9 protein-coding genes and 1 rRNA gene are annotated in these 11,704 nt (G+C 51.3%); 7 read left to right on the top strand and 3 right to left on the bottom strand.

The annotated features are described in order from the left end of the window. Window positions 1-94 precede the first annotated feature (94 nt). Window positions 95-210 (top strand): 5S ribosomal RNA (gene rrf, locus V6940_RS14290). Window positions 211-636: 426 nt separating this feature from the next. Here the strand turns inward: rrf and V6940_RS14285 are convergent. The 3 genes from V6940_RS14285 to V6940_RS14275 all read right to left on the bottom strand — a co-directional run bounded on the left by V6940_RS14285 (window position 637) and on the right by V6940_RS14275 (window position 5,439). Next, on the bottom strand, window positions 637-858 hold the full coding sequence (locus tag V6940_RS14285) for a lipoprotein (RefSeq protein WP_333496298.1): 222 nt from the start codon (window positions 856-858) through the stop codon (window positions 637-639). A 318-nt stretch (window positions 859-1,176) separates the two neighbouring features. Further along, window positions 1,177-4,287 (bottom strand): efflux RND transporter permease subunit, encoded by a 3,111-nt coding sequence (locus tag V6940_RS14280; RefSeq protein ID WP_333496297.1) that lies wholly within the window; start codon window positions 4,285-4,287, stop codon window positions 1,177-1,179. A 12-nt stretch (window positions 4,288-4,299) separates the two neighbouring features. Next, window positions 4,300-5,439 carry an efflux RND transporter periplasmic adaptor subunit gene (locus V6940_RS14275; RefSeq protein ID WP_185669779.1) on the bottom strand — a complete coding sequence of 380 codons (1,140 nt, stop codon included), beginning with the start codon at window positions 5,437-5,439 and terminating at the stop codon, window positions 4,300-4,302. Window positions 5,440-5,798: 359 nt separating this feature from the next. On the opposite strand from V6940_RS14275, the gene envR reads away from it, so the two are divergent. The 6 genes from envR (at window position 5,799) to V6940_RS14245 (ending at window position 11,313) form a co-directional block, all read left to right on the top strand. Then, entirely contained in the window at window positions 5,799-6,452 is a 654-nt protein-coding gene (gene envR, locus V6940_RS14270) for an acrEF/envCD operon transcriptional regulator (RefSeq protein WP_333496296.1), read from the top strand. 121 nt (window positions 6,453-6,573) lie between these two features. Beyond that, window positions 6,574-7,407: an MBL fold metallo-hydrolase gene (locus V6940_RS14265; protein WP_333496295.1), complete on the top strand. Its 834-nt coding sequence runs from the start codon at window positions 6,574-6,576 to the stop codon at window positions 7,405-7,407. A gap of 245 nt (window positions 7,408-7,652) precedes the next feature. Continuing rightward, on the top strand, window positions 7,653-8,846 hold the full coding sequence (locus V6940_RS14260; protein WP_219241015.1) for a tyrosine-type recombinase/integrase: 1,194 nt from the start codon (window positions 7,653-7,655) through the stop codon (window positions 8,844-8,846). Between the two features lie 226 nt (window positions 8,847-9,072). After that, window positions 9,073-9,258, top strand: a complete 186-nt coding sequence (locus tag V6940_RS14255) for a helix-turn-helix transcriptional regulator (protein WP_072034101.1) — start codon at window positions 9,073-9,075, stop codon at window positions 9,256-9,258. Window positions 9,259-9,269: 11 nt separating this feature from the next. Continuing rightward, window positions 9,270-9,806, top strand: coding sequence for a primase-helicase zinc-binding domain-containing protein (locus tag V6940_RS14250; RefSeq protein ID WP_331388933.1), 537 nt, complete (start codon window positions 9,270-9,272; stop codon window positions 9,804-9,806). Window positions 9,807-9,870: 64 nt separating this feature from the next. Continuing rightward, complete coding sequence (locus V6940_RS14245) at window positions 9,871-11,313, top strand: DNA primase family protein (RefSeq protein ID WP_333496294.1); 1,443 nt, start codon at window positions 9,871-9,873, stop codon at window positions 11,311-11,313. Window positions 11,314-11,704 lie beyond the last annotated feature (391 nt).

The raw sequence follows: 11,704 nt of genomic DNA, 5'->3' as shown, positions 1-11,704 counted from the left end.
GAGCGCACCCTTGGTAAGGGTGAGGTCCCCAGTTCGACTCTGGGTATCAGCACCAGTTTTTCGGGTTAAAGTTTGGCACTTAGTAAAGAATTTGCCTGGCGGCTGTAGCGCGGTGGTCCCACCTGACCCCATGCCGAACTCAGAAGTGAAACGCCGTAGCGCCGATGGTAGTGTGGGGTCTCCCCATGCGAGAGTAGGGAACTGCCAGGCATCAATTAAAGTAAAAAAGCCCATCCGTCAGGATGGGCTTTTTTACGTCTGTAGGAAAGTAAAACTACGGTGAAAATTCCGGGGTCGCTACGCTCGCCCGGGCTACAAACGGCGCTGGTAGCCCGGACAAGGTGTGTTACGCCGACTTCGGGATGGCGCACACTGCCGGATGGCGGCGTAAACGCCTTATCCGGCCTACAATAAAAAGTATTCCTGCCTCATTGAAATATCCCTTTCGAAACAAACACAGTATTGAAAATAAGACATTACTCGCTATCTCTTTATTATGATTGGTAATTTAGATTGCTGGCTGGAATTAAAAGGTGGGGGCTGATTTGGTTAGAAATAAAAGCTACGCCTATGCCATCTGACGCTGCCAATAAGTAAGAGAAAGGGCCAGAAAGCGGGCGCCTTCTGGCCATTGTGTTATTTGGTCAGTGCAACGATACCCAGCGTCAGGCCTGCGATAGCAGCGGCGCCACCGGCGATAGCACCCGCGGTTTCCCAGTTGTCCTGTGTTGTCCCTTTCATGCAGGTGTTGGTGTGAACCAGACGGCCCTGATCGTCATAAACGGGTACACAAGGGGAATCATGCGCACAGCCAGCAAGCAGCGTTGCCAGCAGTGTCACCAGAATAAATTTTTTCATGATGTTGCCTCTAAATAATCCGTTTCATTACGCCAGAAATATGCCGTATTACGGAATGGCTTATTTTATCACCTGCGCTATAGCCTATAGATAGGGGGATTTATCTCAATTTATGTGGTTCGTAAATATCGTGGAGAAGAGAGGCTGAAAACGGTGGAATTATGCAGAAATGATGCAGAGGAAAATAACGAAATGACGAGTCGCGTAGCGTAACTGATGGTCAGGTGGCCTAACGCATTGAGCCCGCTGAACTAATCTTACTGACTAACAGACAAAAAGAAAGGCGCCGACAGGCGCCTTTTATCATGAGTGAGCGTGTTACTCAGAGTGTTTGGTAAAGCGGCGTCTAACCACCACAAAGAACACCGGCACGAAGAAGATTGCCAGCAGCGTTGCGGTCAGCATCCCGCCCATCACGCCGGTACCGACGGCATTCTGCGCACCGCTGCCCGCACCGTGGCTGATAACCAGCGGCATAACGCCGAGGATAAAGGCCAGAGACGTCATCAGAATCGGACGCAGACGCATACGTGATGCCTCAAGCGTGGCTTCGATGATGCCTTTTCCTTCTTTTTCCATCAGATCTTTGGCAAATTCAACGATCAAAATGGCGTTCTTCGCCGATAGGCCGATGGTCGTCAACAGACCCACCTGGAAGTAAACGTCGTTATTCAGTCCGCGCAGTGAGGCTGCCAGCAGCGCGCCGACAACGCCCAGTGGTACAACCAGCATAACGGAGAATGGAATCGACCAACTCTCATAGAGCGCAGCCAGGCACAGGAAGACGACGATCAGCGAGATGGCATACAGCGCAGGGGCCTGGTTGCCGGACAAACGTTCTTGATAGGACATTCCCGTCCAGTCAAAGCCGATACCTGAAGGCAGCTTGCTGGCCAGTTGTTCCATCAGCGTCATCGCCTCACCGGTACTCTTACCCGGCGCCGCTTCACCGAGGATCTCCATGGATGGCAGGCCGTTATAGCGTTCCAGACGTGGAGAACCATACACCCAGCGCGAAGTGACAAAAGCAGAGAATGGCACCATCTCACCGTTTGAGCTACGGACGTACATGTTGTTGACGTCGCCTGGCAGCATACGGAACTTTGCATCTGCCTGAACGTAGACTTTCTTCACACGACCGTGGTCGATAAAGTCGTTTACGTAGTAGCCACCCAGTGCAGCTGAGATAGTCTCGTTGATATCAGATAGCGAAACGCCCAGCGCCTGTGCTTTTTCCTGATCGACATCGAGTTTGAACTGCGCGGTATCTTCGAGGCCGTTTGGACGCACACGAACCAGCTGATCCGGATGCTGCTGTACCATGCCAAGAAGCTGGTTGCGTGCCTGAGTCAGCGCGGTATGGCCAAGGTTACCCTGGTCAATCAGCTCAAAGTCGAAGCCGGTCGCTGTACCCAGCTCGATAATCGCCGGCATGTTGAACGGGAAGACCATCGCATCTTTAATCTGACTGAAGGCCATCGTGGCACGCTTGATGACCGACTCTGCGCTGTTTTCATTGCCGCTACGCTCATCCCACGGTTTCAGGCTTACGAACGCCATACCGGAGTTCTGTCCCTGGCCGCTAAAGCTGAAACCGTTAACCGTAAAGACGCTCTCAACGTTCGACTTTTCGTTATTGAGGTAGTAGTGGGTTACCGTATCCAGCACCTTCTGAGTACGTTCCTGCGTCGCACCAGCCGGTAGCTGTACCATGGTCAGGAACACGCCCTGGTCTTCATCCGGCAGGAAGGAGGTTGGCAGGCGCATAAACAGTACCGCCATCCCCACCACGATCAGCAGGTAGATAAGCAGATAGCGACCGGTGGCGCGCAGAATGCCGCTGACGCTATTGGTATAGTGGTTAACGCTCTGATCAAACTTATTGTTAAACCAGCCGAAGAACCCTTTCTTCTCGTAGTGATCCGCCGAAGCAGGTTTTAGCAGCGTGGCGCACAGCGCTGGGGTGAGAATCAGGGCCACCAGTACCGACAGCGCCATGGCGGAAACGATGGTTATCGAGAACTGGCGATAAATAGCCCCGGTTGAGCCGCCGAAGAAGGCCATCGGTACGAATACCGCCGACAGCACCATCGCGATCCCAACCAGCGCTCCCTGGATCTGCTCCATCGACTTCTCGGTGGCCTCTACGGGTGATAGCCTCTCCTCGACCATCACACGCTCGACGTTTTCCACCACCACGATGGCATCATCGACGAGCAGGCCTATTGCGAGCACCATCCCGAACATGGTCAGGGTGTTTATCGAGTAGCCGAACATCGACAGCACGGCAAAGGTTCCGAGAAGCACCACTGGTACCGCAATCGTCGGGATTAGGGTTGCGCGAATGTTCTGCAGGAATAGATACATGACGAGGAAGACGAGAATAATCGCCTCAAACAGCGTCTTAATCACTTCATGGATCGAGATGGTGACGAATGGCGTGGTGTCGTACGGATAGACTACCTTCATCCCTTGCGGGAAGAACGGCTGCAGCTCCGCGAGCTTGGCCTTGATCGCATTGGCGGTATCCAGCGCGTTCGCCCCGGTCGCCAGCTTGATCCCGAGACCTGATGCAGGCTTACCGTTAATACGTGCGACCACGTTGTAGTTTTCGCCGCCGAGTTCAATACGCGCGACGTCGCTCAGATGCACTACCGAGCCATCGGCGTTCACGCGCAGGGTGACTTTACCAAACTCAACCGGGTCTTTGAGACGGGTCTGCGCAATAATCGAAGCGTTCAACTGCTGGCCTTTCACCGCTGGCGTACCGCCCAACTGGCCTGCTGCGATCTGGTCGTTCTGCACCTTCAACTGGTTGATAACATCAACCGGTGTCAGGCTGTATTTGTTCAGCAGGTTGCCGTCGAGCCAGATACGCATCGCATATTGCGCACCAAAGAGCTGCACGTCGCCCACACCGTTCAGGCGACTAATAGGGTCTTTAACGTTAGACGCGATATAGTCAGAAATATCGTCCTGTACGGTCGTTGGGTTATCAGAGATAAACCCAGCCACCATCAGGAAGCTGCTGCTCGACTTCTCGACGCTGATACCCTGCTGCTGTACTTCCTGCGGCAGTAGCGGCGTTGCCAGCGAGAGCTTGTTCTGTACCTGCACCTGGGCAATATCCGGATCGGTTCCTGATTTAAAGGTCAGGGTGATGGTCACGGAACCCGCCGAGTCACTGGTGGAGGACATGTACATCAGGTTATCGATACCATTCATGTTCTGTTCGATAACCTGGGTGACGGTATCCTGTACGGTTTGCGCATCAGCGCCTGGATAGGTCGCGGAGATAGCCACCGCAGGCGGGGCGATCGTCGGATACTGGGCGATAGGCAGCTGCAGTATTGCCAGGCCGCCAGCAATCATCATGATGATGGCCAGAACCCAGGCAAACACCGGTCGATGGATAAAAAACTTAGACATTTAATCGGTACCTTATTGCGCAGCCGGAGCCGCGGTATCCTCTTCAGCCTTCACGGTGGCGCCAGGGCGAACCTTCTGCAGGCCGCTGACGATAACTTTGTCGCCGGCTTTCAGACCGCTGGTAATCAGCCACTGGTCGCCAACGGCCTGGGCCGCCACCACGCTGCGCGTTTCCACCTGGTTCTTATCGTTTACCAGCAGAACCGTTGCGTCACCGCGCGGTGTACGGGTCACACCCTGCTGCGGAACCAGCATAGCGTTTGGATTTACGCCTTCATCAATACGAGCGCGAACAAACATCCCCGGCAGCAGTACGTGCTGTGGGTTCGGGAAAATGGCGCGCAGGGTAATGGAACCGGTGCTCTCATCGACGGTGACGTCAGAGAACTGCAGGGAACCTTTCAGCGCGTAAGGCTGGCCGTTTTCCATCAGTAGCTGCACGCTTTTTGCGTCGCCGCCCTGCTGCAGGCTCTCCTGCTTCAGACGCATAAAGTCGCTGCTGGACTGGGTGACATCGACGTAGATAGGGTCAAGTTGCTGCACCGTGGCCATGGCATCAGACTGGCCGTTGGTCACCAGGGCACCTTCGGTGACGCTGGATTTACCGATACGACCGGTAATCGGCGAGGTGACTTTGGTGTAGGCCAGATTAATGCGTGCGCTCTCTACGGCCGCCTTTGCCGCCATCACATCAGCATCGGCCTGACGTGCGGTAGCGACCGCCTGGTCATAATCCTGCTGACTGATGTACTGGGTGCCCAGCAGAGGGACATAGCGTTTCACCGTCAGGTGAGCGATTACCGCAGCGGCTTCTGCTTTAGTCTGATCGCCCTTAGCGCTGTCATAGGCTGCCTGGTAGGTTGCTGGATCAATTTGATAGAGAGATTGTCCGGCCTCGACATCGCTACCTTCGACAAAGTTGCGTTTGAGAATAATCCCGCTGACCTGTGGGCGAACTTCAGCAACGCGAAACGCGGAGGTCCGGCCCGGTAATTCTGTGGTGATGGACAATGGCGCGTTGTTCACGGTGTGAACGGTAACCTGAGGTGTTGGCGCATGCGCTTGTTGGCTTCCAGAATTATCGCAGCCGCTAAGTAATGCCGCAGAGATAATTAAGCTGGATAAAAGTGTAACCCTGGCGTGACTCGTCATTGCTGTTCCTTATAGATTGATAGCCAGATTTGACTAAAAATCTGTGAAAGAAAGGGTGAATAAAAAAAGCAGTTCGTTATCCTACAAATAAACATCGGTGGATGTAAGAGATAGTTATTTTTGGACAATCATCAAAGGCACGGAAACACAAAAATAGCAGGATTGGAGAATTTACGCAGAGGGAAAAGAAAAGGACGCATTCATGATGTGAATATTAATTAATGATTTATACGTTTAATTTATTTATTGATTTTTAGCATTTATAAAACTTTTTGGTAAATATTACGGTTAGTCTCAATGGTAAATTGAATTAATTGATTTTCCATCCACCGTGAATTTTGCGGTAAGTGACGCAGGCTATGGCCAGAAAAACGAAAGAAGAGGCGCTCAAGACGCGCCAGCTACTGCTCGATTCGGCAATTGAGCAGTTTGCGCAGCGGGGGGTGAGCAACACCACGCTGACCGACATTGCTGATGCCGCTGGGGTAACGCGCGGCGCGGTGTATTGGCATTTTGCCAGTAAAAGCGAATTATTTAATGCTATGTGGGAAGAGCAGCTGCCGCTGCGTGAATTAATTCATCATAAATTGATACAAACAAATAATGTCAATCCGTTATTAAACTTAAGAAATAAGTTTGTCGTCGGTTTGCAATATATTGCTGAAACGCCACGTCAGCACGCACTGATGCAGATTCTGTATCATAAGTGTGAATTCAGCAGCGATATGATACCGGAGCATGAAATCCGAGGGAAGATAGGTTTTAGCTACGATGCGATAAGAAGTATATTGCAGTCCTGCGTGCGTAACAGGATATTACCTGCTGATACAAATATTGAGATTGTGTTGATCGTATTACATAGCGCATTTAGCGGTATTATCAAAAACTGGCTGATGAGCCCGCAGCAGTTCGATCTCTATCAGCAGGCACCGCTGCTGGTTGACAATATTATGGCGACCATCTGCGCCCAAAGTCTGTGGGCTACCCGGCCTGCGCTGGTCGTTAACCAGTAACCGCTCGTCCTCTCAGGCAGGGAAGCCTGAAGATAATTCATCTGGCTCTGCTTCCGCTGTCCTCTGCTTTCAGCTTCTGTCATCTTATTCTTCTACTCATCATCCCCGTAACGAGGTGTTTATGAACGTGATTTCCCGTCAGATTGGCGACTTTCTGGTGACGCCGCTCAGCGACGGTAATATGGCCGCGAGTCTCGAACTCTTGTCTGGCATTAGTACCACAGAGGCTGGCGAGATCCAGCGGCAGGCGGGGATTGCTGAGCCCGGAAATCTGCATATCTACGGTTATCTTATCCGCGGACGCGGACGAACGATTCTGGTGGATTCAGGAACCGGTGGCGTGAATAACGTGGGAGGGCAGTTGAAAGCCAATTTACAGGGCGCAGGCGTCCTGCCAGAAACGGTGGATACGGTGCTGCTGACCCACGCCCATCCTGACCATCTGGGGGGCTTGCTGAATGAGGATGGCCTGACGGTATACCCCAATGCTGAACTCTATCTGCATCCGCTTGAGAAGGCATTCTGGCTGGACGATACGCGGTTGGCGCAGGCTAACGAACGTCAGCAGCGTAATTTTATTCGCGCGCGTCAGACGCTGGCTGCCTACGGTGAGCGTGTGCGCCTGCTGAGCGATGCGCCGATTGCCGAGGGGATTCATCCCGTCCCTTTGCCTGGGCACACACCGGGGCATACCGGGTTCAGAATTGATACTCCAGAGGCCAGCCTGATTATCTGGGGTGATATCGTTCACTTCCCCTATATTCAGACCGCACTTCCGGGCGTGAGCATCGCTTTTGATATCGATAGAGAACAGGCGGAAGCGTCGCGTAAAGACATTCTGGCACAGGCGGCGGCGGAAAAGTGGCTGGTGGCGGGGATGCACTTCGGTGGATCGGGCTTTGCGCGGGTGATTCCTGAAGCTAAAGGTTACCGCATCCTCTACGCTGAGGCGTAAAACAGGCAATAAAAAAGGCGCTTCCCCATGCCGAGTAGCGCCTTCAAAATCAAGCAATTAACTGATTAGTATCAGTTCATGCCGTATGAACCAACTATTAATCCTATCTATAATTAGATTGTCTTGCTTTTTATATAAATTGCATTAAATATCATTAAGTTAATTTTGAGTTCTTTATTATTCTGTAGCGTTAGATTTTGCCTTGTGCTAATAATTTCCGGGTTCATTACAGGAGTTTTATTGCTATGGCGCTTACTGACGCGGCATTACGTCGCATGCTGAAAGGGCATGATGAAAAGAAGCCGATCAAGATGGCAGACGGCAAAGGGCTTACCGCACTTTGTCGCCCGTCAGGGTCGGTCATGTTCATCTATCGATACGAAACTAAGATCGACGGGAAGTTTAAAGAGCGCGTAGTAACGCTGGGTGAGTACACAGGAAAACCAGGCGGCCTAACATTGGCTCAGGCCAGAGAACGGGCTGGAGAGTGCAAGGGCTGGCGGCGCGACGGATTTGACCCAGCAATCAAAATGAGGTCATGGCGCGAGGCCAACACAAATCAGATAACCGTTCGGGGCATGCTTGAGTTCTGGCTTGAGGATTATGCAAAAAACAACCGCACCAACCACGAGAAGCACAGGCAGCAACTGTCAAAATGGATATATCCCGCAATAGGTGACTTACCACTAATGGACTGCAAGCGCGAGCACTGGCTGACAGCGTTTGCCGAATACAAACGCTCTGCGCCGGTTGCGTGCGGAGGTTGCCTCCAGATGTGCAAACAGGCCGTGCGGCATTATCGAATTATGAAGAACATCCAATATCACGAACTGGATGATCTTACCGCCTCTGTTGTGGGAGAGAAACAGCAAGCGAGAAAGCGGGTGCTGTGCAGGGAGGAACTGGCGGACGTTTATCGATGGTCAGGACTGGAGTCAACCAATGATTACTACGCAAACCTTGTAAGCCTGCTTTTGATGTTTCCGGCGAGGACTCAGGAGGTCAGAAAATCTCATGTATCGGAATGGAATCTAAGTCAACGGATTTGGAAAGTTCCGCCTGGACATTCGAAGAACGGTAACGAGATCGAAAGGGCGATACCTGAATACGCGGTTCCGTTTGTTGAGCGACTGATTAACAGCGCGAAAGGCAATGGTAGTGATTACCTACTGGGTGAACTTAAGCGCCCGGAGGCGGTTAGCCAGTATGGACGCGGCATATGCGACAGGCTGGGTCACACGGAGAAATGGACTATTCATGACCTGCGCCGTTCCATTGCAACAACCATGACCCGATTGGGCGTTCAGCCGCACATTATTGAGATACTACTGGGCCATGCGCTGGATGATACCCGCAAGGCTTACATTCATGATCCGCGACTTAAAGAACAGGAAGAGGCGCTTAATTTGTGGTGGAGAGCGCTGGATAAAACCGCTTAAAGGATGCGTTCATATTTAATTACCCTTTTTGGTAGGTGTAATCCTCTACCGGATTAAAGGCCCACGCAAAACCATCCCCCCGTCATATTGGGTGTGGCCGAAGGGATTGTGTCAACCACAACTACATGTTTTTGCTTGATTTATTGTGGTTGACATAATTATTGGCATTTGCTATGTGCCGGACTACCTGCGACAATACAGTCTCAAACAACATAGGGTGATAAACATGAATAAAAAGCTACCGGTCGCGCCGCTGCTGAAAATCGATGAAGTATGCGAAATCATCAATCGTCATCGCTCACGCCTTCATGTCTGGGTGCGAGAGGGGTCTTTCCCGCAACCAGTGCGACGCAATGGCCGGGCGATCGGATTCAGAAGGGGGGATGTCGAAGAGTGGTTGAGCCGTAAGTAAAGGGGGGGGCTATGTCGATAATCGCTGAGATTCAAACGGCAGCATCGGGTAAGTGGCCTGCCGTGTTACGTGCTTTAGGCGTCGACGTGCCGGAAAAGCAGGCGCACATCCCTTGTCCCGTATGTGGCGGTAAAGACCGATTTCACTTTAAACACGACGATGTAGGTTCGAGTTACTGCCGGGGTTGTAATAAGTGGCGCGACGGATTACAGCTTGCGCGGGACTGCGGCCACGACATTCGGGATATTGCTCACTGTGCTGGGGTGGAGCTAAAGCGGCAACAACACAGGAACGCAGCAAGGCTGCCAGCGGCAACGCAGACGCTGTTAAGGGCAAAGGAAATGGTATCACGCAGGCAAGAAACTATACGGCAGCGAGAGCGTGAAACAGCCGAGATAAGAGCAGAGCGCGAAACGTGGATTTACTTAGTCATGAATGCCAGTGATAAGGAGCTGTGCGAATTGCTACTACTGTCTTTAACTGAAGCAGACGCAAAAAAAATGATGACTACCGGTAGAGCAGCCATCATTAGATTTCTACTTGCTTAAAAGCATTTATTCATTCACTAGCCGGAACTCGCAATTCCGGCTAGCTTAACAGACGGAGATATTTATGCCTGACACAAAAAGTCTATCAGCGCCTGACGTGAAGTCAACCAGTGCTGGTGCGCCTGTATCGTATTTTCATTCTAACACGCCATCGGCTAATGGTTTACCACTGAGCAAAATTCAACCCGGCGAACGCATCGCCGCGTTTGTTGCAAAGACTGGCCGTTATTCACTTCATCGGGCAAGTGATACCTTGTACCGTTTTGATGGTGCTATCTGGCTGGCGGTCAGTGATTCCGCAGTTAAAAGCGATCTGGCTGATTTTTATGGGGGCGGAGGATTCCAACCAGGTGCCAGCGTATTTGAGAGCGACGCGCGAGCGCTGAAGATATATTCATCGACCAAACAATCTCCAGAGATGGCGGAACCAAAAGCCGGGGTAATCGCCTTTGCCAACGGCGTTTACTCAATCATAGACGGTTCATTTTCCAGCCATTGTGCGGAAAACTGGCTACGGTCACACAACGGCATAGACTATGCAGCAGCACTCCCCGGAGAGACACTGAGCGGCAGCGCCCCACATTTTAGCAAGTGGCTAGCGCACAATGCCGGTAATGATGAAGCGAAGGCCAAGCGGATACTGGCGGCTCTGTATATGGTTCTGACTCATCGCTACGAATGGCAGCTATACGTTGAGGTAACTGGCAAAGGTGGTAGCGGTAAGAGCGTGTTTATGTCTCTGTGCAGATTGCTATCAGGGGAAGACGGCTCAAAGGCTACAACCTTACACGCGCTGCGCGACTCAATGGCTCTAGAAACATTGATTGATGCCAGGCTCATTACCATGAGCGACCAACCAGCCTATAGCGGCGATTGTGCGAATTTAAAAGCCATTACCGGCGGTGACTCCATTTTCATCAATCCCAAGTACAAGAAGGGGTTTGACGCGAAAATCAACGCTGTTGTCATTGTGGCGAATAACGAACCGGCTGTTTTTACTGAGCATAACGGGGGCATATCCCGCCGCCGCGTATTGTTTAAGTTTGGCAATCCCGTTGCGAATCCTGACCCGAATTTCATGAACAAGGTGAAAGGCGAATTGCCGGTAATCGTGCGTCACTTGCTCAAGGAATTGGATGATACTACCGCAAAAAGTCTGCTCATCCAGCAACGAGACTCAGAGGAATCGTTTGACGCTAAAGCGGAGGCCAGTAGCATTTACTCCTTCGTTAAACACCTGGACCCACTGCCAGCGCCTACAGGTATGCGCATGGGTGGCAAGGCATCATCCTCAAACGCGGAGCGGCCCAGAGAGTTCCTTTACCATGCGTATTTGGCATTTATGCAATACAACGGGTTCCAGAATCCACTTTCGGTACTGAAGTTCAGGCAGGCGGTTATTGCGATAATGAAAGAGCGTGGACATGAATTTGCTGAGAAAAAGGGAGCTGTAGGAGTTCGCTATAATGTATATCTGGCAGAATCGGCCGACGAATGGCTGCCTTAACCCGCATGTAACATACAAGACAAAGGGCGCTAATAAGCGCCTTTTTTATTTTCAGCGACAATCTCAAATATTTGTTTTTTTTACAAAAGTCCATCACCTCCATCACCAATCAATATTATTAAATATATATCAACAACTTAGCATATGATGGACTTCATAAAAATCCGTCACAAGTCCGTCATAAGTCCATCACTCAGAGACCCGATATTGACGCAGTTTTGATGAGCTTGCATAAGTCCGTCACAAGTCCGTCATTATTTATCTTATTGATTTGAATGTTTTTTTAATAAATAAATGACGGAGTGACGGACATGAGGGACTTTTCAGGAAAAACTTCTTTTGAGATTTGGCAGGGTGAAAGACAAACAACACGGCTACGCCGTCGCTAGGC

This window comes from Kluyvera sp. CHPC 1.251 (genome assembly GCF_036759945.1).
Classification (GTDB): domain Bacteria; phylum Pseudomonadota; class Gammaproteobacteria; order Enterobacterales; family Enterobacteriaceae; genus Kluyvera; species Kluyvera sichuanensis.
Note: the sequence above shows the minus strand (reverse complement) of the source record. Positions and strands in the feature narration are given on the sequence as shown.

Coding starts and splice junctions, on each gene's coding strand:
- V6940_RS14285 (WP_333496298.1), bottom strand. CDS start 858: ATGAAAAAATTTATTCTGGTGACACTGCTGGCAACGCTGCTTGCTGGC.
- V6940_RS14280 (WP_333496297.1), bottom strand. CDS start 4,287: ATGTCTAAGTTTTTTATCCATCGACCGGTGTTTGCCTGGGTTCTGGCC.
- V6940_RS14275 (WP_185669779.1), bottom strand. CDS start 5,439: ATGACGAGTCACGCCAGGGTTACACTTTTATCCAGCTTAATTATCTCT.
- envR (WP_333496296.1), top strand. CDS start 5,799: ATGGCCAGAAAAACGAAAGAAGAGGCGCTCAAGACGCGCCAGCTACTG.
- V6940_RS14265 (WP_333496295.1), top strand. CDS start 6,574: ATGAACGTGATTTCCCGTCAGATTGGCGACTTTCTGGTGACGCCGCTC.
- V6940_RS14260 (WP_219241015.1), top strand. CDS start 7,653: ATGGCGCTTACTGACGCGGCATTACGTCGCATGCTGAAAGGGCATGAT.
- V6940_RS14255 (WP_072034101.1), top strand. CDS start 9,073: ATGAATAAAAAGCTACCGGTCGCGCCGCTGCTGAAAATCGATGAAGTA.
- V6940_RS14250 (WP_331388933.1), top strand. CDS start 9,270: ATGTCGATAATCGCTGAGATTCAAACGGCAGCATCGGGTAAGTGGCCT.
- V6940_RS14245 (WP_333496294.1), top strand. CDS start 9,871: ATGCCTGACACAAAAAGTCTATCAGCGCCTGACGTGAAGTCAACCAGT.